This window comes from Kribbella sp. NPDC051952 (assembly GCF_040680855.1).
Lineage (GTDB): Bacteria > Actinomycetota > Actinomycetes > Propionibacteriales > Kribbellaceae > Kribbella.
Genome location: NZ_JBFAXQ010000001.1, coordinates 907,057 through 926,753, shown reverse-complemented (window position 1 = coordinate 926,753; position 19,697 = coordinate 907,057). Strand labels below are relative to the sequence as shown.

The following is a 19,697-nucleotide window of genomic DNA, read 5'->3' as shown; positions in this document are numbered from 1 at the left end:
CGATGCTGGGATGACGGCAGGGCGGGCGATGCCCACACAGGACGACGTGCTCGGATACTTCGAGACGCTGTCGAACTGGGGGCGGTGGGGCGACGACGACGAGCGCGGCACTCTGAACCACATCACCGACGACGTCCGGCTGGCGGCGGCGCGAGCCGTGCGCCACGGCCGGAGCGTGTCGTGCGCGTGGGAGGTCGCCGTACCTGGAGAGATGGAGCGGTCGACGACGTCGTGCCCGTGCGCCGCCGACATGCCGGGTGCCGAGCACATGCCGCCGCTGTTCCAGAAGGACCGGCACTGGGGCTTTTCGAACGAGCGGCTCGGCATCCTGTTCCACGGCAACACGATCACCCACCTGGACTCGCCGTGCCACATCTTCTGGGACGGCAAGATGTACAACGGGCGGTCGCACTCACTCGTTGACGCCGAGACGGGATCCGCGTGGGCGACCGTCACGGCGGCGGCGAACGGGATCGTCACGCGTGGCGTCCTGCTCGACGTCGCGGCGGTCCGCGATGTGCCGTGGCTGGAAGCCGGTGACGGTGTGTTTCCCGAGGATCTCGAGGAAGCCGAGCGTCGCCAGGGTGTGCGGGTGCAGTCCGGCGATGCGGTGCTCCTGCGGACCGGCTACGGTCGCTCCCGGCACGAGGCCGGCGACTCCGGCGGCATCACGCAGGCCGGCTGGCACGCGTCCTGCCTGCCGTGGCTGCAGGAGCGGGAGGTCGCGCTCATCGGCGCTGACACCCCCCAGGACGTGCAGCCGTCGGGGTACGACGGCGTGTTGATGCCGGTGCACGCCGTGAGCCTCGTTGCGATGGGTCTGTGGCTGCTCGACAACTGCGATCTGGAGGAGTGCGCAGCAACGGCTACCGAGCTCGGCCAGTGGGACTTCCAGCTCGCAGTCGCGCCGGTCCGGTTCGCCGGCACGTCCGGCAGCCCGGTCAACCCGATCGCCACCTTCTGACCCTCAGGGAGTGGCGAGGAGGTCGGCTTGGGTCTTGCTGACCTGAGTGGCGAGAGTGGCTTCGTCAACGGTGGTGAGGGTGTCGTGTTCGACGACGGCGTGGCCGTTGACCAGCAGGAGGTCCAGAGGCGGGGGCGTGCCTAGGACCAGCGCGGCAACCGGGTCGGGGATCCCGGCGTGGTCGAGGGTGTCCAAGCGCCAGACCGCCAGGTCGGCGAGCTTGCCGACCTCGAGCGAGCCGATCTCGTTCTCGCGGCCGAGGATGCGGGCGCCGTCCAGTGTTGCCATCTCCAGGGCGGCGCGGACGCCAAGGGCCTGCGGGCCGCCACGGGCGCGGGCGAAGAGAAGGGCATGGCGGAGTTCCTCGATCAGGCTGCCGGCTTCGTTGCTCGCAGCACCATCGACTCCGAGCCCCACCGGGCTACCGGCCGCGCGGAGGTCGGCGGCCCGAGCGATCCCGGCACCCAGGCGCGCGTTGGAGCTGGGGCAGTGCGCGACCCCCGTGCCGGTCTGGCCGAGCTGCTTGATCTCCGAGTCGTCGAAGTGGATGCCGTGCGCGAACCACACATCGGATCCGGTCCAGCCGAGCTCAGCGGCGTACTCGAGCGGCGTGCAGTTGAAGGTCTCGCGACACCAGTCGCCCTCGTCGGTGGTCTCGGCCAGGTGCGTGTGCATCCGAACACCCTTGCGCCGGGCCAGTACGGCGGCGTCTCGCATCAGCTCGCCGCTCACACTGAACGGTGAGCACGGCGCAACCACGATCTGCAGCATCGAGTCCGGTGCGGGATCGTGCCAGCGGTCGATCGCGGCCTCGGTCGCGGCGAGGATCTCGTCGCGGTCCTCGACCACCGAGTCCGGCGGCAACCCGCCGTCCTTCTGACCGCGATCCATCGAGCCGCGCGACGGGTGGAACCGCAGCCCCACCTCGGCCGCGGCGGCGATCTCGGCCGCGAGCAGATCACCACCACCACGCGGGAAGACGTAGTGATGATCGGCCGCCGTCGTACAGCCGGTCTTGGCCAGCTGAGCCAAGGCAGCCTGCGCCGCAACGTGGACGGACTCTTCGGAGATCCTTGCCCAGACCGGATAGAGCGTGGTCAGCCACCCGAACAGCGTCGCGTCCGCAGCCAGACCCCGCGTCACCCATTGGTACAGATGCTGGTGGGTGTTGACGAAACCGGGGGTGACGAGACAACCTCGTCCGTCCACCACCCGGGCTCCGTCGTACGCCGGCGCCGATCCAGGGCCGACAGCAACGATCTGATTGCCATCGACAACAACATGTCCGACGAACTCACGTCGTTGCCGATCGAGCGTGACGACGGACGCCCCATCGATCACGATCATGTCAGCAGAACCCTGGTACGGCATGCCATGCGCTACCGGCGTCGCTCGCATCGTCCCGGACCACGGTCGCCTCGATCAGGCCGTACGGGCGGTCCGCGGCGATGAAGACCTCGCCCGGGTTCTCGACCTCGAACGGCGAGAGGTCGACCAGGAAGTGGTGCTTGTTCGGCGCCGAGAACTTGATCTCGGCAACCTCCGGGTGCTGCTCCAGCACGGCTTCGCCCATGCCGTACAGCGTTTGCTGCAAGGCGAGACTGTGGATCTTCGCGAACTGCTCGAGCAGCAGGCCCTTGATCTCGTCGTACGACTTGTCCCAGTCGACCTCGGTGTGGTCGTAACGCCAGCGGGCGACCAGCGACGTGGCGAGGATGCGGTCGTTCGTCTCCTGCAGCGTCGTGTACTTGTCCTTCAGGAACCCGTGGAACTCCGAGCCGGTCGACTTCAGCACGGTCAGGTCGCGGATGCCGGAGACGACGTACTGCTTGCGCTCGTCGCCACGGCCCTCGACGTTCACAACCGTCGTACGGATGCCGCTGCCGGCCCGGACGAACGAGTGCGCGTGGCCCTCGCCGTCGACGGGGATGCGCTCCCAGGTGTACTCCTCGACCTCGACCCGCGCACCCTCGGCCGCCGACGAGGCGTCCAGGAAATGCGCACCCAGGGTCAGGGCGTAGTCCTCGATCGCGCCGATGCCTTTCTCCTTGGCGAAGGCGAACGCGGTGTTCTTCTGCGTATCGGTCGGCAGAACGTCGCTCTGGTCCCCGGTGGTGTGCGCGGCCTCGAAGTTGCCGCGGAGCGCGGACGACACGTTCAGGTCGCGGATCTGGTGGCGGGGCGTGTCACGGTAGATCCGGACCACGCGGCTCTCGGCTTTGCCGTACTGGTTGGCTCCCAGGTGGATGGCCATGCGGGATCAGCTCCCTCGGTAAGTGGAAAAGGCGAACGGGCTGAGCAGCAACGGCACGTGGTAGTGCCGTTCGTCAGCGACCGTGAAGGTCACGGAGACCTCAGGAAAGAAGAAGTCCTGGCCGGATGCGACCGCGTATGCGGCCACGTCGAACCAGAGTCGATACGTGCCGGGTTCGAGCACCGGTTCGAGCTCGGCGATCCGCCCGTCGTGGTCCGTCGTACCGGTCGCTCGTACGACGTCTCCGTCAGCGGCGACCTTGGACAGGCGGACCGGTACGCCTTGAGCCGGCCGGCCCAGGGCAGTGTCGAGAACGTGTGTGCTGAGGCTGCTCATGCCTCCACCACCTTGCCGAGCCGGAGCACGGCGATCTTGCGAAGCTCTTCCCGTACGGCGGCCGCCTCGGTGGCGTCGTCGTGGGTCAGGCGTTGCCGCAGATTCGCCAGGATTTCCTGGGCCGACAGGCCGGTGGCGCAGATCAGGAAGACCCGGTCGAACCGCGCCTCGTACTCACGGTTGCCCTCGGCAATGGCTTTTTTGGCCTCCGGGTCGTCGCCGACACCGGACTGTTCCTTGCGGGACCAGGACGCCTCGGTGCTCGCCCCCTGCGCCCGGTCACCGATCCGCGGGTGCGCCCGCAGGGCCCGATCAACCTCGTTGTCGTCGAGCTCCCGAAGCAGCTGGTCGGCGACCGCGGTCAGCACGACGAGATCGCCGTACGGCCGCTTGGTCAGGATCCCGTCGACCCAGCGGGACACATCGCAGCAGGCTGCCAGCATCGGACGCAGCTGGTCAGCCGAAGCGGAGTTGAACTCCTGCAGGTCCACGGATCACACCTTCTCGAATCCCGAAATCGACTTTCCGTATGACGAGAGAGTGGCATCCCGTTCGCTCGTCGTCAACAGTTTGTTGAATTCTACTGCTCAGCGGGCGCGGTTGAGGTAGTTGTAGACGGTAAACCGGGTGACGCCCAGCGCCTCGGCGACGATCTCCGCGGACTTGCGGTACTCGAAGGCGCCACGTGCTTCGAGCAGCAGGACGGCTTGCTGCTTGTCGGTCCGGGACAGCGTGTTGAGCGGTCCGCCCAGCTCCTCGGCGACCTCCGCAATCAACGCATCCACGCCCCCCTTGCCGTGCGACCGGGGAGTCGCCGGTGGCTCCCCGGCGCCGTGAATGCGCAAGGTGACCTGGCTGGCGCCGCCGGCGAACGCGGCTTCGAGCACTCGCGGTAGCGCAGGCAGGAGGAGTTCCTGCTCACCGCGGACCTGGGTGCCCAGTGGGCCGAACTCGCAATCCAGGCCGGCGTCCTGCGCCGCCCGCAGCGCCTCGGTGGCGTGGGCGGGCGGCGATCCTTCGACATCGAAAGGTTCGGTGGTGAACTCCGCTACCAGTCGCATGTCGAGAGGCTAGCCCTCCACGGGCATCGGGCGCCGGGCCAGCTTGGCGAGTTCGGCGGTGTCGATGCCGATGAGCTTGTCGACCTCTGCCACATCCACGGCACCGCAGTCGAGACCGCGCAGTACGAAACCTGCGAGCGCTGCGGCGGTCGCGGGCTCGTCCAGGTAGCCGGATTCGCCCTGGCCTCGGTACGCCTTGAGCCGGATCGCGGCTTGTTCCAGACCTTCGCGGTAGAAGAGGTACGTCGCTACGAACCGCGTCGGCAGTTGGGCGGGGTGCATGTCCCAGCCCTGATAGATGCCGCGCGCGAGTGAACGCCGTACGAGCCGGAGGTGCAGACGCCAGGCCGCGTGGACGTTGTCGCCGACCGGCAGGACGTTCGTCGATCCGTCGGAGACGAAGACGCCCGTACCGGCCGCTGCCAGTTGCATGACGTCCTTGGCGTGGTCGGCGACCGGATGCTCCATGCTCTGGTACGCCGCCGCGACGCCGAGCGAGGCCGAGTAGTCATAGGTCCCGTAGTGCAGGCCCGTCACGCGGGGAGCACCGGCCTTGATCATCCTCGCGATCAGTGCGGTCCCGTCGGATCCGAGGATCGCCTGCGGGGTCTCGACCTGGATCTCGAACTTGAGCTGACCGGTTTGGTGCTCGCGCTCGAATTGCTCCAGCACCACGACCATCGCCTCGACCTGTTCGACCGAGGTGACCTTCGGCAGCGTGATCACGAACCCATCGGTGAGCGCGCCGGCCATCTCCCGCAGGAAGAGATCGAGGGTCCGTACGCCGCGCTTTCTGCTGGGCGCCTCGAGCGATTTGATCCGCAGGCCGTAGTACGGCGGGGCTTCGCCGGCCTTGAGGCTCTCCGCGAGGGCTCGGGCTGCTGCGATCGCGGCGGCATCCTCGTCCTCGTCGGGCCTGGTGCCGTAACCGTCTTCGAAGTCGATCCGGAGATCTTCGATCGGTTCCCGTTGGAGCTTGGCGCGGACCCGTTCGTGGATCTCGGCGGGTAGCTCGGTCTCCAGCGCGTCGGCGAGCTCGTGCGGAGTGCCGCCGTACTGGTCGAGGGCGGTCCGGGCCTTCTCGCCCCAGGTGCGGATCGTGTTGGCGTCGTACTGGTCGGCCGGTACGTAGACCGTGTGGACGGGCTGGCGGACGCCACGGTCGCCCGGGTAGTCCTTCGCCAGCGCCGCGTCCGCCTGCGCCAGCCGCCGATCCAGCTCGCCGATCAGGTCATCCAGGCTCATGCAGCCGCCTCTCCTCGATACTTCCGTATTGCGGAGACTATTATCTGCTGTGCGGAAGACGCAAGAGTCTTGGCCTTCCGGGATATGGCGCTAAGCTTCCGTCATCCGGAAAGTCTCGAGAGGTCAGGTCCGATGACGGAAGCGAACAGTACGACCACGGAGCCGAAGAACGCGGCCGCCGCCAACGGCGGCAAGGCCCGGACCGGCAGCGTGCAGTCGATCGAGCGCGCGTTCGGCCTGCTCGAGACCATGGCCGACGCGGGCGGGATGATGGGCCTGTCCCAACTCGCCACGGCGTCCGGCCTTCCGCTGCCGACGATCCACCGCCTGGTTCGCACCTTGGTCGACCTCGGCTACCTGCGTCAAGAACCGTCGCGGCAGTACGTCCTCGGCCCCAGGCTGATCCGCCTCGGTGAGAGCTCCTCGCACATGCTCAGTGTCTGGGCCCGGCCGCACCTCGCGCGGCTGGTCGACGAACTCGGCGAGTCCGCCAACATGGCGATGCTCGACGGCGACCAGATCGTGTATCTGGCGCAGGTCCCGTCCCGGCACTCGATGCGCATGTTCACCGAGGTCGGCCGGCGGGTTCTGCCCCACTGCACCGCGGTCGGCAAGGCGATCCTCGCCAAGCTCCCGGAGTCCGAGGTCCGCGACCTCCTCCACCGCACCGGCATGCCCCAACACACCGACAACACCCTGACCACCCCCGACGCCTTCACCACCCAACTCCGCAAAGCCGAAGAACACGGCTACGCCATGGACGAAGGCGAACAGGAGGTAGGCGTCCGCTGCGTAGCCGTCGCCGTCCCCGATGCCCCCTCCCGCCTAGCCATGTCCATCTCAGGCCCAGCCGGCCGAATGACAGAGGCCCTGGTAGAACGAGCCGTCCCCCTCCTAACCCAAGCAGCCAAAGCGTTATCCGACGACCTCCGCTAAGGGGCCACCACCTTCGGCGGCAACAGCCTTCGACCTCCTCCGCTGACAACCGACACCGCCTTCTGCGGCAACAGCCCTTCGGCCACCTCCGGCGACGGGTCGCGGATCGTGGTGAGCGGGGTCTGTGGTTCTGCGGAGGAGCTGTGCCGGGCTCAGAAGCAAGCACCCGCACGTGCGCTAAACACACGTCAGAAAGTAAGCACCCGCGCGTGCGCTCACCACACGAGGGGATAACCCCACGAAGTACCCCTTCTCCCCTCTGCACACCACGGGAGAACCGCCACGTCGTGGGGATCTCCTCTCGTGTGCGGAGCGACGGATCAGCCGAGGGCCGGCTGCTGGGCGGCCCGTCGGAGGCCGAGCGACCTGATGCCTAGCGTGACGCGATGGCCTGCGCGTCTGCTGTAGGAGGTGCGTTGGGCCGTCGACAGCGACGGCTCACCAGCTCCTCGGGTTGTGGATCCTGGCCAGCGCGACGACGAACCATTCCGCATGGCTCACCAACCGCCGCGAGCCAGAGGGCGCAGCACATGCCCGAGCCAGAGGGCGCAGCACATGCGCGAGCCAGGGCGCAGCACATGAGGGGATAACCCCACGAAGTACCCCTTCTCCCCTCTGCACACCACGGGAGAACCGGCATGTCGTGGGGATATCCCCTCTTGTGGGTCGGTGGGTCGGTGGGTCGGTGGGTCGGTGGGTCAGCTGGGTTGTGGTGGGGGTTGGAGGATGCAGAACTCGTTGCCGTCTGGGTCGGCGAGGACGTGCCAGGTCCACCCGTGCTCGACAATCGGCGTCGCGGTCAGCTGGGTCGCGCCGAGCTCCCGGACCCGGGCAACCTCGGACGACAGGTCCGACGTACGGAGATCCAAGTGCAGCCGGTTCTTCGTGAGTTTCTCGTCATCGACCTGCTGCAACAGGATCTCCACACCTACCCCGTCACGCGGCACGAGGCTGAGGTACTGCTCCGGCTTCCCGTCGCGCACATACCCAAGCACCCGGGTCCAGAACTCCGCAGCACGCTCCAGCTCCCGTACGTCGACCACGACCACAAGCTCCCCACCCACATACCGCTGCGGCGCGCGCTCACCCATGCAACCACCCTAGGCGCCTCACTCACCCGCGGACCCCAAGCAGTTACTCGGGCGGGGCGTAGCTGCGCCAGCGTTCGGTCAGCTCGTAGCCGAGGGCCTGGTTGGCTTGGAGGCTGGCCTGGTTGGCAGCCGCCCCGCCGGTGCTGAAGCGGGTTATGCCTATGTCGAGGAACGCGAGGATCGACGCCGCTTTGACGGCTTGGCCAACCCCGCGCCGGCGGTGGGTTGCGAGCACAGACGTGAAGGCAGTGTCGCCGTACCCCTCATGCGACCTGATGACGGTGGCGCCGACCAAACGTGCACCGTCGAACGCGCCGAAGACTCGGTACTCCGGCCACAGCGCCCGGATCGTGTCGAGGTCGCCGACGGTCCGATGCGTTGCGGGCGTGGAGGGGTAGTCGGGCTCGTTGGTCTTCTCCAACCCGTGGAGAGCCTCGGCCGCCTCGGCACCCAGTTCGCGGATGGTGAGTCCGCCTGCGGTTGCGCGCAGTACGGCGGAATCGAGCAGCTCACGATCCGGGTTGAAGAGACGGACTGCCCAGGACTCACCGACCACGCGGTAGCCGGCTGCTTCCAGCTCGGCACACCGCGGGTCGTTGTCCTGGAGGATCTCGTAGTCGCCCACCAGGCGATTGTCAGCCAAGTTTGCGCAGAAGCGGAAGGACGTCGGACGTGAACTGGGTGAGGAATCGTTCCTGATCCTGCCCAGGACCGTGTACGACGAAGTGGTTGAAGCCGGCGTCGATGTACGGCTGGAACTGCTTCACGACCTCTTCCGGGTCCGAGGCGACGATCCACCGCTTCGCCACCTGCTCGATCGGGAGCTCGTCGGCCAGGCGCTCCATCTCGGTCGCACTCGTCACGCTGTGCTTCTGCTCGGGCGTCAGCGACAGCGGCGCCCAGAACCGCGTGTTCTCCAGCGCGGCCGCGGGGTCGCGGTCGTACGAGACCTTGACCTCGAGCATCCGGTCGACGTCCTCGAACTTCTTCCCAGCCTTCTCAGCACCCTCGCGAACCGCCGGGATCAGCTTGTCCGTGTACAGCTCCATCCCCTTGCCCGAGGTCGCGATGAACCCGTCGCCCGCGCGACCGGCGTATTTGGCGACCAGCGGCCCACCAGCGGCGACGTACACCTTCAAAGGCGTCTCCGGCCGGTCGTAGATGAATGCGTCTACGGTCTTGTAGTACGGGCCTTCCGAGCTGACCCCGTCCTTCGTCCACAGGTCGCGGATCAGCTGTACGGCCTCCCGCAGCCGGGCGAACCGCTCCTTGAACTCGGGCCACTCCATCCCGGAGACGGCGATCTCGTTCAGCGCCTCGCCGGTACCGACCCCGAGCATCACGCGGCCCGGGTACAGCTCGCCCATCGTGGCGAACGCCTGCGCGATCACCGCCGGGTTGTACCGGAAGGTCGGTGTGAGCACCGACGTACCGATCAGGACCCGGTTGGTCCGCTCGCCGACCGCCGCCATCCAGGCGAGCGCGAACGGCGCGTGCCCGCCCTCGTGCCGCCACGGCAGGAAGTGGTCCGACACGGTCACACTGTCGAGCCCGAGCTCCTCTGCCCGGACCGAGTACTCCACCAGCTCCCGCGGCCCGAACTGCTCCGCCGAAGCCTTGTACCCGACTCGAATGCTCACCCTCTGCTCCCAACAATCGTCTCAGCCGTACTCGGAGGACAACCGCGTCCAGGACCGACTTTATGCCGCCTAACGACAGGAGGTAGTCGGCACCGGCGTCTCACCGCCCGCCTGCCCCGCATCGGATGGCGGCTCTGAGGCCGCACACCTCCTGTCGTTAGGAATCCGGCGTGGACGTTTGACGGCCATGCCGGGCTCGGGAAGGATGTGGCTTCGGCGCGGCCCGCGCCGCACCTTCGTCGACCGGCCCCAGCCTGGTCACCTCGAGAAGGCAAAGGGACTCCTTGTCTCGGGCCGCTCGTCCTGGTCAGCTGCCTCGGACGGGATCGCTGGGGGATCGCGGCCGGGTGCGTGGAAGGCCAGATGACAGCGCACAGGAACTTCAAGCAGCGGGTCCGATCCCGCGCCGCCAAAACGGGCGAGTCCTACACGGCTGCCCTCCGGCACTTCCGTCCGACTCCTCCAGGAGAAGACATGCCGGAAACCACCACCCTGCGGATCGCCGTCGCCCAGTCGACGGTCCGCCAGGACCCGACCAACGCCGCCCTGCTCCGCGCGAGCGGCACCGAGGTCCGCGATCTGATGCGGCAGGCCGCCGCGGCGGGCGCGCGCCTCGTCCACTTCACCGAGGGCGCGCTCTGCTTCCCGAGCAAGCACATCATGTCCGAGCTCGGCCCGGACGAGGTCGGCGCCTCGGACTGGCGCCGGGCCGACTGGACCGCGCTCGAGAACGAGCTCGACCAGATCACCAGACTCTCGCGGGAGCTGAAGATCTGGACCGTGATCCCGTCCATCCACCAACTGCCCGACGCTCGGCCGCACAACAGCATGTACGTCGTCTCCGACACCGGCAAGGTGGTCACGCGGTACGACGAACGCATGCTGTCGACCACCAAGATCACCTGGATGTACACCCCGGGCACGAAGCCGGTGACCTTCGACGTCGACGGTTTCCGGTTCGGTCTGGCCCTCGGGCTGGACGTGCTGTTCCCGGAGCTGTTCACCGAGTACGACGGCCTCGAGGCGGACGCCGTACTGGTGTCGTACGCGAGCACCGGCGTCGGACACAACGAGCAGATCGGGATCCAGGCCTGCGGGACCGCCGCGAACAACACCTGCTGGATCAGCGTGGCCGCGCCGGCCAACCCCGGGGCCGGACTGGACTCGGGGATCGCCGATCCGCACGGGGCCTGGGCGGTCCATGGCCCGTCGGACAGTACGCCGGGGATCGCGGTGACGGACCTGCACCGGTCGGACGTGAGCCAGATCGGTCGCGACTTCCGGCGCCGGACGCGGGAGCGGATCAGCTCCTGAGGACTCACACCTCGGGGTGCTGACGCGTTCCATCTGCATGAACAGGCATGCGATCGTCAGCACCCGGATCGGTGACCTCACGCTGGTCGCCTCGGACAACGCCCTGGCCGGTGTCTACTTCCCGCATCACTGGGTGAAGCCGACGCCGGAGACGCTCGGTGACCGGGTCGAATCGACCGACCCGGTCATCGCGGCGGCGACTCAGCAACTGGACGAGTTCCTCGCCGGCGAGCGGACCGGCTTCGACCTCCCGACCGTGCTGCGCGGCGACGAGTTCCAGCGCCGCGTCTGGACGATCCTCGAGGAGATCCCGTACGGCGAAACCACGACGTACGGCGAGATCGCGGCGAAACTGGACTCCCACGCGCAAGCCGTGGGCAAGGCGGTCGGTCAGAACCCGCTGTCGATCGTCGTCCCGTGCCACCGGGTGATCGGGAAGAACGGCTCGCTCACCGGGTACGCAGGCGGCGTGAAGCGCAAGCAGTTCCTGCTCGACCTGGAGGAGCCCGCCGAGGTCGCAGCCGCCCGGCTGTTCTAGGGCAGCTCGCCGCTAGGACAGGTCGCCGCTACGACAGCTTGCCCACCTGTTCGGCGTACCAGTCGAGTTCGACCAGGTGTTCCGCGATCTGGCGGAGGGTCCAGTTCTCGCCCCGGTCCTTGTCCCATTCCACCGGGTCGAGGGCGGCGTACCGGAGTGTGAACGTCCGTCCCAGCCGGCGCAGCCGCTGCTCGGCCTCGCGTACGTCGTCCGCCGTGAACGGCGCGAGGTCGGCCTGACTGGTGAGCGCGGAAGCGTGCCACTCGTCCGGCTGCGTCGGTACGCCGGCCAGCAAAGCCTCGACCTCGGCGAGATGGTCGATCATGTGGTCGGCGATGCGGCGCACCGCCTTGTGCGGGGTGTAGACGCGATCGTCGTCGGACGTGCGCGGTTGCCCGTCCCAGGCCGGCCAGGTGACGACCAGTTCGAGAGACCGCTCGACGGCCTGCTCCACCAGAATTCCAGGGTTGTCTGACATGCGCCTAACGCTAAGCCCGTGATGCTTCGGCATGGACCGAAGTGATCCCGAGGCGGCGGGCCAGCCCTTCCGCGTCGAACGGTGCCCGGACCTTGGCGTCGTTGTCGAAGTAGATGTAGGCGTTCTGATCCCACCCCTGGATCTTGGCGGCCCACCGGTCCAGCGCTTCGTCGTCGTACCCACTGACGTAGAGCTCGTCGGCTCCGTGCAGCCGGACGTAGGCGAAGTCGGAGGTGATGTCGTCGAACATCGGCCACTTGCCGGCGGTGTCCGCGCACACCAGCGCGACGTCGTGGTTGCGGAGCAACTTCACGAAGCCCGGGGTCTGGAAGCTCGAGTGCCGGACTTCGATCGCGTGCCGGAGCGGGATGTCGACGGCACACTCGAGCAGCGCACGGCCTTCCATCCGCTCGTCGTGGCCCTTGGCAACCTCGGCCGCCGCTGCGGTTGTCCGCGGCAACGAGTCGAAGAACGCCGCACACCGGTCGGCGTCGTACCCGAGTGTCGGTGGTAGTTGCCAGAGCACCGGACCGAGTTTGTTGCCGAGTGCAAGCACTCCGGAGGCGAAGAAGTTGGCCAGCGGCGCGTCCACGTCGGCCAGCTTCTTCAGGTGCGTGACGAACCGCGGCCCCTTCACCGCGAACACGAATCCGGCCGGCGTCTCGTCGTACCACTTCTGGTACGACGTCGGCCGCTGGAGCGAGTAGAACGAGCCGTTCAGCTCGATCGAGTTCAACCGGCGGGACGCATACTCCAGCTCGGCGCGCTGCGGTAGGCCGTCCGGGTAGTAGACCTTCCGCCACGGCGGGTACCGCCAGCCGGAGATCCCCACCCGGTACCGACTGTCCGGCCAGTTGGAGTCGCTCACCCACCCGATTATGCGGTGTGATGAGCTGAGCTGATGCAGATCGATCGCGGCCGGTGGGCCGACGCCCGCACCCCGTGGGAGGATTCCGGCTGGCGTACGGCGGCACTCGACTGGCTCGACCAGCAACTCACGGCCCATCACCTGACCGAGACCGGTCCACGCCGGGCGCGACTCCGACCGTGGTCGGTGATCATCCGGGTCGAGGCCGACCGACCGGTCTGGTTCAAGGCCAACCCGCCCGCCAGCCGCTTCGAGCCCGCCCTGACCGAGGCGTTGTCCCGGTGGGCGCCCACCCACGTCCTCACGCCGTACGCCGTCGACGCCGAGCGCGGCTGGTCCCTCCTCCCCGACGGCGGCCCGCTGCTCCGCGACCTCCCGGCCGACCCGCGGCACTGGGAAGAACTCCTCAGCCAGTACGCCGACCTGCAGCGGGCTCTCGTGGACCACACGGACGAGTTCGAGCGGATCGGCGTACCGAATGCACGCGTCGCTGCGCTGCCCGGCCTGTTCGACAAGATCATTGTCAACAATCAGACTCTCGACGCGTCCGATCGTGCTCACCTGGAGAAGGCCCGGCCGCGGCTGGTCGATTGGTGTGCGGAGCTCGCGGCCATCGGCATCGCCGACTCGATCGACCACGCGGACCTCCACGACGGCCAGATCCTCAGGCCGGAACCGGGGCGCTACACGTTCTTCGACTGGGGTGACGCCTCGGTCTCGCATCCGTTCTGCAGCCTGCTCGTCGCGGCCGAGCGCGCCGCCGACCTGCACGGCCCCGAGATCATCCCTCGCCTTCGGGACGTCTACCTCGAACCGTGGACCGCCGATCACACCCCGACCGAGCTTCGCCGGGCGATCGAGCTCGCGTGGCGCCTGGGCCAGCTGGGCCGGGCCGCTTCGTGGGGCCGGCTGTGGCCGGACGCCTACCCGCCGGGCGTGGTCCCGGTGGGCGACGCCGAGCGCGCTGCCGGCGTACTCAAACTGGTGGCCGACTAGAGCCTGCGGCCCTCGTGGGTGTAGCGAGACTCGTCGTCGACTGCTGAGCCGAAGGGCGTGAGGCCTGCGATCCCGTCGATGCTCTCGCCGTTGTTCACATCGCAGTACCGCTCGATCGCGTCGTCCCCACGCTGCCGGATCCAGCCGGCCGCGGTCTTGTACAGCGCCTTCCGCTCCGCCTTCATGGTCATCTCGGGTACGCCGTACCCGCACGAGTCGGCCACCCGCTCGACGTCGATCCGGATGATGCTGCGAACAGTCGGCAGCATCTCGTCCGCGAGCGAGAAGTGCGCGAACACCTCAGCGAACCGTGGATCCGCCTGCTCGAGCACCTCACCGCGACCGTGCACCCGGAGCGTCTTCGGTGCGCCGGAGAACGCGCAGAACATGACCACGATCCGGCCGTTCTGCTTCAGGTGCGCCACGGTCTCGATGCCGCTGCCGAACAGGTCGACGTACGCGAGCTGCTTCGGGCCGAGCACCTGCAGAGTGCCCTCGCCGCCCTTGGGGGAGATGTTGACGTGCCCACCGTCACCGCTCGGCGCCGTACCGACGAAGAACATCGGCTGCCGGCCGATCCAGGCGAGCAGGTCCTCGTTCAGGTCGGGAAAGACGGTACCCATCGCGGTCCTCTCTGCTCTGTTCCTCCATCTTCACCTCCGGCCGGGTGCCTTCGGTCGGTGGGGGTACGACTGGTGCTGTGGTACGAAGGTCGGCATGTCCGAGAACCCTGTCGACGCTCTGCTCGAGAGCGGACTGCGGATGCTGATCACGTCGATTGTCGACAATGCTGGGATCACCCGGGCGAAGTCGGTGCCTGCGGCCCGTTTACGGTCGGCGGTGCGGGACGGGATCGGCCTGTCGCCGGTGTTCGCGTTGATGTGCACCGATGACGCGATCGCCTCGTCGCCGCTGGTGAACGGGCCGGTCGGGGACAACCGGCTGATGCCGGACCTCGGTGCGGTCGCGCCGCTCGGGCCGGATCACACCGTGTTCTGGGCGCCGGCCGACCAGCTCTCCCAGGATCACGAGCCGGTGGACATCTGCCAGCGCGCGGCGCTGCGGCGGCAGGAGGCCCGGGCGATTGCTGCTGGGCTGGACGTGAAGCTCGGGTTCGAGCTGGAGTTCACGGTCTTCACGGGGACTGCCGACGATCCCGCGGTCGGCACGATCGGTCCGGCGTACGGCGTCTTGGCGACGCTGAAGCTGGAGGAGTTCGCGGTCGATCTGCTTGCGGCGCTCGACGCGGCTGGGGTGCCTGCGGAGCAGCTGCATCCGGAGTATGCGCAGGGGCAGGTGGAGGTCGCGTTGCCGCCCACGTCGCCGTTGGCCGCGGCGGATCAGTCGCAGCTTGCTCGGCTGGTCGTTCATCGGGTTGCTCGTGCGCATGGGTTGCTGGTGTCGTTCGCGCCGATCACGGTGGCGGGGTTCGTCGGTAATGGAGCGCATATTCACTTCTCGGCTTCGCTCAACGGGGTGCCGTTCGGCGGTGACGACGGTCCGTCCGAGCACGGGCGGCAGTTGATGGCCGGCGTACTCGATGAGCTTGACGGGCTGACCGGCGTACTCGCGCCGAGTGTGGTCAGCGCGGATCGCCGGGCGCCGGGGAACTGGGCGGGCGCGTTCGCGTGCTGGGGTGAGGAGAATCGCGAGGCCGCGCTGCGGTACGTGCCGGGCAGCATCACCAGCCGGCCGCACTCCGCCAACTTCGAGATCAAGATCGGCGATCCGGCCGGGAACATGTACCTCTCCGCCGCGGCCGTCCTCGCCGCTGCCCTGTCCGGGCTGGAGCGTCAAGCGGTCCTGCCCGCGGGCCTTGATCACGACCCCGCGTCGTACGCCGCCGACCAGCAACCACGCCGTCTCCCTCTCACTCTCGAGGACGCGCTGATTGCTCTAGAGCAATCTCCCGTCCTCCGCGCGGCCCTCGGTGACGCGATCATCGATCCGTTCCTCGCCGTACGCCGCCACGACGCGGAGTCCTTAGGCTCGCTCTCCCTGGACGAGAGAGTCCGCGCGTTGCGCTGGCGCTACTGACCTCCAGCCCAGCAAAGCGAATCCAGCCATCCAGCCTGCGATGACGAGCTGTTCGAGGACGAAACCGGCCATGATCGCGGGCGTCATCGGGACGAACACATAGATGCCGAGGGCAAGCGGTAGCCGGCGCACCGGCCGGATCGCCCCGAGGATCAGACACAGGCCGATCGCGTACGACGTGAGCCCGTACGCGGCGCCGTTGTCGTGCCGGCTGAAGATCGTGATGATCTCCAGCGCCGCGAGTACGAGCATGCCCGCGACGGCTCCGGCGACCCAGATCGCGCGGGCTCTCTTGGCCGGCCAGAGAGTGGTCAGAAGGATCGCCAGGCCGACGTCTCGGACGGCCAGGACGCTCTGGAGAACGGTGAAGCCGGTGGTGTCGGTGTCCACCTGGTCCGGCCAGAGGATCGTCAACAATCCGGCAATCACGCCGACGACGCCCGCGGCGCAGCCGATCCAGCCCGCCGTACGGCGCCAATTCGATATGGTCATACTCGCCGTACGTGCTGAGATGGCCGCTCGGATCACTTACCGTGAACCTCATGGCGTTGGCTGCGAAGGGGAGTAAGGGCGAGTCGTTCCTGGCGATCGTCGTCGGGGGCGGGGCCGCGTTCGGACTGATCGTGATCACGTCCCGAAGCTGGAAGGCGTGTCATGTCGACGTCACCGGCAGCGTCCCGAACGGACTCACCCTGCTGTTCCTCGGCCTGCCGCTCGCGCTGATCGTGAACCTGGTCCTGTTCAACATCGTCTTCCGCTACGCTGGCAAGGCCTTCCTCTTCTCCCTCATCGCCGCCTCCATTGCGATCGCGATAGCCGACCTGGCCCTCTACTCCTGGCAAGGCACCCCAGCCACCTCCCCCGGCACCTGCCCCGGCAACATCCCACCCTGGTGGCCCACCTGGATCCCCACCTGATGCCCACCGACAACGTTCCGCTCGACGTCACCGGGACATGGGACCAGCAGGTCCAGATCGACGCGATCGCAGACGTGCTGCGAGGAGCCCCAGCCAACGACGGCGGTCTCTCATGGGATGCCGAGAGCCGGACGATCGTCGTCCGCCTGGTCGGGCCGGTCGACGGGAGCTCTCCCGCTGTCGAGCAGCTGAAGGCGTCCGTCCTGGAACTCGCGGAGGAGTTCACCGTGACGTTCGAGTCGGTTGAGTACTCGCGGGCTGAGCTGCAAGAACTGGCGACCCGGCTCTTCGAGCGGTTGGGATCGAGGGCTCTTGGGATTGGCGGGGGCTGGGACTGTTATGCGAACCGGGTCATGGTGGTGGTGGCCCTGGGCACTGACGACACCCAGGACCGGCTCGGCGCGATTCGGTCCTTCGATGACGACCGGATCGTCGTACGGACCTACACCCCGGTCCCAGGTGATCTTGAACGCCGCCGACCGGTCGGACCCAGGCGATCAGAGTTTGGTGCCGATTAGTTGGTAGATGTCGTCGTGGGCGCCGGGGAGGTCGTCGTGGCCGAAATCGGGGTAGAGGCGGGCTTCTTTCGGTGACGTGATCTTGTTGTAGGCGGCGAACTGGGTCGACGGGGGGCAGACCTGGTCCTCGAGGCCGACGAAGAGGGTGACCTCGGCCTGGATCCGGGGTGCGAGGTGCTGGACGTCGATGTAGCCGAGGGTCGTGAAGACCTCGTCCTGGCGTAGGTGCCGGGGGTCGCGCTTCTTGAACCAGGTGACGATCTCGTCGTACGGACCGGTCTCGAGGTTGAGGTCCCAGGTCCGCTGGTAGTCGCAGAGGAACGGGAACACGCTCGCGGTGTACTTGATCCCCGGCGTCAGCGCCGCCGCGACCAGGCTCAGCCCGCCCCCCTGGCTCCAACCGGTGGTCGCGATTCGTGCGGAATCCACATCAGACAGCGCGCCGATGACATCCGCGAGCCGCCGCGTGTCCAGGAACACGTGCCGGTACAGCAGCCCGTCCGGCCCGTCGTCGAGACCGTAGACGAGGTGGTTGTGCAGCGAGAAGCTGTTCGCCGCCTGCGACTCGGTCCGGAACCCGACCTGCTCCCGCACATCCAGCGCCGCCACCGTGTACCCACGAGCCGCATAAGGCAGCAGGTCGACCCACTTCGGCTGCTCACCGCCGTACCCATGGAAGATCAGTACGGCGGGACCGGTCGGCTCGGCCGGCCGGATCACCTTCGCGTGCACGCGATACCCACCGGTGCCGTTGAAGTACAGGTGCTGCGCGGTCGCCGTGGTCAGCGGGAAGTCGGTCGCGTCGACGAACTCGGTCTCCGCCGGTACGGCGTCGAGCTCGAGCAACGCCTTGTCCCAGTACTGATCGAAGTCCGCGGGCCGCGGGTTCGTCCCTTGGTAGGCGATCAGTTCGTCGTACGACAGCTCGAAGGACAGCACCAGGACTCCTCAGTTCGATCGGTCAGCGATTCATTCTGCGCGATCGTTGTCTTCCGGGGCAGTCCCGTCCCAGATCGTGTACCCGTGCGCCGCGTTCAGCTTGTCGCGCAGCGTGGTCTCCAGGGTCGCCACCCGGGCAGCCGCCAGCCAGGAGACCGGCAGCAGGATCGGGTGGTCCGGCTGCTTGGTCCGCAGCACGATCGCCTCGCCGTGCGTGGTCTCCACCCGGCCGACCTCGGTGATGTCGGTCCAGGACGTCCGTACGCCGCGCACCTCGATCCCGCTGTCCCGCACCTTGGCCACCTTCGGCGGCCAGATCAGGATCCACACCCCGGCGAGCGTGATCAGCCCGCCGAGCGTGACGAACACCGAGACGGCCACGCCCGGCAGCCCGAAGGCCCACAGGACCGCGGCCACGCCGAGGATGATCAGACCGGCAGCCAGGACGCCGAGGAATCGCCCTGCCCGCATCCGGTACGTCGTACGCATCGCCCCAGGATCTCATCCGGGCGGGGGCGTCCGCTCAGAAGGCGTCGGTGTCGGACGTGGAAGCGTTGCCGAACGGCGTCTTGGCCAGGCTGATCGTCCAGTCGAACGAGCCGTCGAAGCGATCGTCGTACTTCTGGTACGAGCAGTCCTCGGTGAACCGGCGGTTGGCCGCGTCCCAGCTGCTGCCGCCCTTGAAGTAGACCCAGTAGCTGCCGCGGATCCCGCTCAGCGTCGCGTTCTTGTTGGCCCGCACGTAGATCGAGGCCTGCGGCGACTTCGGGCTGCTGTTGGTCACCACGATCACGACGTCGCCACCGCCGCCATTGGTGATCTTCAGGGTGCCCGGTCCGCGGGAGCCGGAGCGCTGGATCACCTCGCCGTTCGTCCCGCGCCCACCGATCACCGCGGGCGCCTTCAGGGCCGGCGGGACGGATAACGCCCCGAACTTCACGCCCCTGCCGATCGACTTCTGCACACCTTGGGCCAGCTCCGCGAAGGACGTTCGTACGCCGGCCTTCGCCTGGTACAACCGCACCGCGGGAGCCTTGGGCAGGCCGCAGCCGGTCTTGGTCGCGCCCGCCTCCGCGAGGTTCGTACTGACGTCACCCGCGTAGCCGTCGAACGCGTCGAGGACCTGCGGATGCGCGACGACCAGTCCACGAGGCGGCGTGATCTTCGCGAGCTCCTTCCGCTCGAGTACGACGACAGCCGCGAGCTGAGCCCGGGACGCGTCGAACTTGGCCACCGTCTGCGCGTTCATAACACGTGTTATGTACGGCTTCAGGACCTTCTCGACATTGGTCAGGGCGCGCTGATACATCGGCACCGACAACGCCACCGGAGCAGCCGGCTTCGGCGGCGGCGGAGGTGTTGCCGTGGCCGTGGCCGAAGGTGGTGGTGCGCTGGTCGTCGTACTGGTCGCGGGCGAACCCGCGTCGCCCTTCTCCGGCTCGCCGCTACACGCCGTACAAGCCAGCACCGCGAGCCCAACCACACCAGCCATCAATCGCCGCACAGCCACCCCCAGGTGTGACCTCGAGTCCAGTGCGGCTAATACTTCCCAACCAGAGGGTGGT

24 protein-coding genes are annotated in these 19,697 nt (G+C 67.8%); 8 read left to right on the top strand and 16 right to left on the bottom strand.

Annotated features, from left to right (window positions below; translation table 11 throughout):
• Nucleotides 1-10 precede the first annotated feature (10 nt).
• On the top strand, nucleotides 11-964 hold the full coding sequence (locus AB0L70_RS04610) for a cyclase family protein (RefSeq protein WP_363679907.1): 954 nt from the start codon (nucleotides 11-13) through the stop codon (nucleotides 962-964).
• A gap of 3 nt (nucleotides 965-967) precedes the next feature.
• Here AB0L70_RS04610 and AB0L70_RS04605 read toward each other — a convergent pair whose 3' ends face one another.
• The 6 genes from AB0L70_RS04605 to AB0L70_RS04580 form a co-directional block, all read right to left on the bottom strand.
• Complete coding sequence (locus AB0L70_RS04605; RefSeq protein ID WP_363679905.1) at nucleotides 968-2,311, bottom strand: 8-oxoguanine deaminase; 1,344 nt, start codon at nucleotides 2,309-2,311, stop codon at nucleotides 968-970.
• Nucleotide 2,312: 1 nt separating this feature from the next.
• On the bottom strand, nucleotides 2,313-3,218 hold the full coding sequence (gene pucL / locus AB0L70_RS04600) for a factor-independent urate hydroxylase (RefSeq protein ID WP_363679903.1): 906 nt from the start codon (nucleotides 3,216-3,218) through the stop codon (nucleotides 2,313-2,315).
• Between the two features lie 6 nt (nucleotides 3,219-3,224).
• Nucleotides 3,225-3,554: a hydroxyisourate hydrolase gene (uraH, locus tag AB0L70_RS04595; protein ID WP_363679901.1), complete on the bottom strand. Its 330-nt coding sequence runs from the start codon at nucleotides 3,552-3,554 to the stop codon at nucleotides 3,225-3,227.
• Nucleotides 3,551-4,045, bottom strand: coding sequence for a 2-oxo-4-hydroxy-4-carboxy-5-ureidoimidazoline decarboxylase (gene uraD, locus AB0L70_RS04590; protein WP_363679899.1), 495 nt, complete (start codon nucleotides 4,043-4,045; stop codon nucleotides 3,551-3,553). The genes uraH and uraD overlap by 4 nt, the downstream gene beginning before the upstream one ends.
• A 96-nt stretch (nucleotides 4,046-4,141) precedes the next feature.
• Nucleotides 4,142-4,615, bottom strand: a complete 474-nt coding sequence (locus tag AB0L70_RS04585) for a helix-turn-helix domain-containing protein (RefSeq protein ID WP_363679897.1) — start codon at nucleotides 4,613-4,615, stop codon at nucleotides 4,142-4,144.
• Nucleotides 4,616-4,624: 9 nt separating this feature from the next.
• Complete coding sequence (locus AB0L70_RS04580; RefSeq protein ID WP_363679896.1) at nucleotides 4,625-5,860, bottom strand: aldolase/citrate lyase family protein; 1,236 nt, start codon at nucleotides 5,858-5,860, stop codon at nucleotides 4,625-4,627.
• A gap of 132 nt (nucleotides 5,861-5,992) precedes the next feature.
• Between AB0L70_RS04580 and AB0L70_RS04575 the strand changes: the two genes are divergently transcribed.
• A complete protein-coding gene (locus AB0L70_RS04575) occupies nucleotides 5,993-6,796 on the top strand; it encodes an IclR family transcriptional regulator (protein WP_363679894.1) in 804 nt (267 codons plus the stop codon).
• Between the two features lie 698 nt (nucleotides 6,797-7,494).
• On the opposite strand, the gene AB0L70_RS04570 is transcribed toward AB0L70_RS04575, so the two are convergent.
• The 3 genes from AB0L70_RS04570 to fgd are packed head-to-tail and all read right to left on the bottom strand — an operon-like array spanning nucleotide 7,495 to nucleotide 9,527.
• Nucleotides 7,495-7,887: a VOC family protein gene (locus AB0L70_RS04570; RefSeq protein WP_363679892.1), complete on the bottom strand. Its 393-nt coding sequence runs from the start codon at nucleotides 7,885-7,887 to the stop codon at nucleotides 7,495-7,497.
• Between the two features lie 43 nt (nucleotides 7,888-7,930).
• Nucleotides 7,931-8,512, bottom strand: coding sequence for a hypothetical protein (locus AB0L70_RS04565; RefSeq protein ID WP_363679890.1), 582 nt, complete (start codon nucleotides 8,510-8,512; stop codon nucleotides 7,931-7,933).
• Between the two features lie 10 nt (nucleotides 8,513-8,522).
• Nucleotides 8,523-9,527, bottom strand: a complete 1,005-nt coding sequence (fgd, locus tag AB0L70_RS04560; protein ID WP_363679888.1) for a glucose-6-phosphate dehydrogenase (coenzyme-F420) — start codon at nucleotides 9,525-9,527, stop codon at nucleotides 8,523-8,525.
• Between the two features lie 474 nt (nucleotides 9,528-10,001).
• On the opposite strand from fgd, the gene AB0L70_RS04555 reads away from it, so the two are divergent.
• Nucleotides 10,002-10,841: a carbon-nitrogen hydrolase family protein gene (locus AB0L70_RS04555; protein ID WP_363679886.1), complete on the top strand. Its 840-nt coding sequence runs from the start codon at nucleotides 10,002-10,004 to the stop codon at nucleotides 10,839-10,841.
• A gap of 37 nt (nucleotides 10,842-10,878) precedes the next feature.
• A complete protein-coding gene (locus AB0L70_RS04550; protein WP_363679884.1) occupies nucleotides 10,879-11,379 on the top strand; it encodes a methylated-DNA--[protein]-cysteine S-methyltransferase in 501 nt (166 codons plus the stop codon).
• Between the two features lie 28 nt (nucleotides 11,380-11,407).
• On the opposite strand, the gene AB0L70_RS04545 is transcribed toward AB0L70_RS04550, so the two are convergent.
• Both AB0L70_RS04545 and AB0L70_RS04540 read right to left on the bottom strand, forming a co-directional pair.
• Nucleotides 11,408-11,857: a hypothetical protein gene (locus tag AB0L70_RS04545; RefSeq protein ID WP_363679882.1), complete on the bottom strand. Its 450-nt coding sequence runs from the start codon at nucleotides 11,855-11,857 to the stop codon at nucleotides 11,408-11,410.
• A gap of 10 nt (nucleotides 11,858-11,867) precedes the next feature.
• Nucleotides 11,868-12,725, bottom strand: a complete 858-nt coding sequence (locus AB0L70_RS04540; protein WP_363679880.1) for a DUF72 domain-containing protein — start codon at nucleotides 12,723-12,725, stop codon at nucleotides 11,868-11,870.
• A gap of 33 nt (nucleotides 12,726-12,758) precedes the next feature.
• Here AB0L70_RS04540 and AB0L70_RS04535 point away from each other — a divergent pair, with 33 nt between their 5' ends.
• Nucleotides 12,759-13,721 (top strand): phosphotransferase, encoded by a 963-nt coding sequence (locus tag AB0L70_RS04535; RefSeq protein ID WP_363679878.1) that lies wholly within the window; start codon nucleotides 12,759-12,761, stop codon nucleotides 13,719-13,721.
• Here AB0L70_RS04535 and AB0L70_RS04530 read toward each other — a convergent pair.
• A complete protein-coding gene (locus tag AB0L70_RS04530) occupies nucleotides 13,718-14,344 on the bottom strand; it encodes a pyridoxamine 5'-phosphate oxidase family protein (RefSeq protein WP_363679876.1) in 627 nt (208 codons plus the stop codon). The genes AB0L70_RS04535 and AB0L70_RS04530 overlap by 4 nt on opposite strands.
• Nucleotides 14,345-14,438: 94 nt before the next feature.
• Between AB0L70_RS04530 and AB0L70_RS04525 the strand changes: the two genes are divergently transcribed.
• Nucleotides 14,439-15,758 carry a glutamine synthetase family protein gene (locus AB0L70_RS04525; RefSeq protein WP_363679874.1) on the top strand — a complete coding sequence of 440 codons (1,320 nt, stop codon included), beginning with the start codon at nucleotides 14,439-14,441 and terminating at the stop codon, nucleotides 15,756-15,758.
• Here AB0L70_RS04525 and AB0L70_RS04520 read toward each other — a convergent pair.
• Nucleotides 15,705-16,250 (bottom strand): hypothetical protein, encoded by a 546-nt coding sequence (locus AB0L70_RS04520; protein WP_363679872.1) that lies wholly within the window; start codon nucleotides 16,248-16,250, stop codon nucleotides 15,705-15,707. The two genes, AB0L70_RS04525 and AB0L70_RS04520, sit on opposite strands and share 54 nt — an antisense overlap.
• Nucleotides 16,251-16,300: 50 nt before the next feature.
• Here AB0L70_RS04520 and AB0L70_RS04515 point away from each other — a divergent pair, with 50 nt between their 5' ends.
• Both AB0L70_RS04515 and AB0L70_RS04510 read left to right on the top strand, forming a co-directional pair.
• A complete protein-coding gene (locus AB0L70_RS04515) occupies nucleotides 16,301-16,675 on the top strand; it encodes a hypothetical protein (RefSeq protein WP_363679870.1) in 375 nt (124 codons plus the stop codon).
• Complete coding sequence (locus tag AB0L70_RS04510; RefSeq protein ID WP_363679868.1) at nucleotides 16,675-17,193, top strand: hypothetical protein; 519 nt, start codon at nucleotides 16,675-16,677, stop codon at nucleotides 17,191-17,193. Before AB0L70_RS04515 ends, AB0L70_RS04510 begins: the two co-directional genes overlap by 1 nt.
• Here AB0L70_RS04510 and AB0L70_RS04505 read toward each other — a convergent pair.
• The 3 genes from AB0L70_RS04505 to AB0L70_RS04495 are packed head-to-tail and all read right to left on the bottom strand — an operon-like array spanning nucleotide 17,173 to nucleotide 19,642.
• Nucleotides 17,173-18,132 (bottom strand): alpha/beta fold hydrolase, encoded by a 960-nt coding sequence (locus AB0L70_RS04505; RefSeq protein ID WP_363679866.1) that lies wholly within the window; start codon nucleotides 18,130-18,132, stop codon nucleotides 17,173-17,175. The two genes, AB0L70_RS04510 and AB0L70_RS04505, sit on opposite strands and share 21 nt — an antisense overlap.
• A gap of 30 nt (nucleotides 18,133-18,162) precedes the next feature.
• Complete coding sequence (locus AB0L70_RS04500) at nucleotides 18,163-18,621, bottom strand: hypothetical protein (RefSeq protein WP_363679864.1); 459 nt, start codon at nucleotides 18,619-18,621, stop codon at nucleotides 18,163-18,165.
• A gap of 34 nt (nucleotides 18,622-18,655) precedes the next feature.
• The gene (locus AB0L70_RS04495; RefSeq protein ID WP_363679862.1) at nucleotides 18,656-19,642 is read right to left on the bottom strand and encodes a hypothetical protein; all 987 of its coding nucleotides are present in this window, start codon (nucleotides 19,640-19,642) and stop codon (nucleotides 18,656-18,658) included.
• Nucleotides 19,643-19,697: the final 55 nt, after the last annotated feature.

What these genes read in the sequence shown, in the direction of transcription:
- AB0L70_RS04525 (WP_363679874.1), top strand. Translation starts at nt 14,439, where the DNA reads ATGTCCGAGAACCCTGTCGACGCTCTGCTCGAGAGCGGACTGCGGATG.
- uraH (WP_363679901.1), bottom strand. Translation starts at nt 3,554, where the DNA reads ATGAGCAGCCTCAGCACACACGTTCTCGACACTGCCCTGGGCCGGCCG.
- AB0L70_RS04575 (WP_363679894.1), top strand. Translation starts at nt 5,993, where the DNA reads ATGACGGAAGCGAACAGTACGACCACGGAGCCGAAGAACGCGGCCGCC.
- AB0L70_RS04550 (WP_363679884.1), top strand. Translation starts at nt 10,879, where the DNA reads ATGAACAGGCATGCGATCGTCAGCACCCGGATCGGTGACCTCACGCTG.
- AB0L70_RS04585 (WP_363679897.1), bottom strand. Translation starts at nt 4,615, where the DNA reads ATGCGACTGGTAGCGGAGTTCACCACCGAACCTTTCGATGTCGAAGGA.
- AB0L70_RS04610 (WP_363679907.1), top strand. Translation starts at nt 11, where the DNA reads ATGACGGCAGGGCGGGCGATGCCCACACAGGACGACGTGCTCGGATAC.
- AB0L70_RS04605 (WP_363679905.1), bottom strand. Translation starts at nt 2,311, where the DNA reads ATGATCGTGATCGATGGGGCGTCCGTCGTCACGCTCGATCGGCAACGA.
- AB0L70_RS04510 (WP_363679868.1), top strand. Translation starts at nt 16,675, where the DNA reads ATGCCCACCGACAACGTTCCGCTCGACGTCACCGGGACATGGGACCAG.
- AB0L70_RS04570 (WP_363679892.1), bottom strand. Translation starts at nt 7,887, where the DNA reads ATGGGTGAGCGCGCGCCGCAGCGGTATGTGGGTGGGGAGCTTGTGGTC.
- pucL (WP_363679903.1), bottom strand. Translation starts at nt 3,218, where the DNA reads ATGGCCATCCACCTGGGAGCCAACCAGTACGGCAAAGCCGAGAGCCGC.
- AB0L70_RS04520 (WP_363679872.1), bottom strand. Translation starts at nt 16,250, where the DNA reads ATGACCATATCGAATTGGCGCCGTACGGCGGGCTGGATCGGCTGCGCC.
- AB0L70_RS04555 (WP_363679886.1), top strand. Translation starts at nt 10,002, where the DNA reads ATGCCGGAAACCACCACCCTGCGGATCGCCGTCGCCCAGTCGACGGTC.
- AB0L70_RS04580 (WP_363679896.1), bottom strand. Translation starts at nt 5,860, where the DNA reads ATGAGCCTGGATGACCTGATCGGCGAGCTGGATCGGCGGCTGGCGCAG.
- AB0L70_RS04545 (WP_363679882.1), bottom strand. Translation starts at nt 11,857, where the DNA reads ATGTCAGACAACCCTGGAATTCTGGTGGAGCAGGCCGTCGAGCGGTCT.
- AB0L70_RS04500 (WP_363679864.1), bottom strand. Translation starts at nt 18,621, where the DNA reads ATGCGTACGACGTACCGGATGCGGGCAGGGCGATTCCTCGGCGTCCTG.
- AB0L70_RS04515 (WP_363679870.1), top strand. Translation starts at nt 16,301, where the DNA reads ATGGCGTTGGCTGCGAAGGGGAGTAAGGGCGAGTCGTTCCTGGCGATC.
- AB0L70_RS04535 (WP_363679878.1), top strand. Translation starts at nt 12,759, where the DNA reads ATGCAGATCGATCGCGGCCGGTGGGCCGACGCCCGCACCCCGTGGGAG.
- AB0L70_RS04530 (WP_363679876.1), bottom strand. Translation starts at nt 14,344, where the DNA reads ATGGGTACCGTCTTTCCCGACCTGAACGAGGACCTGCTCGCCTGGATC.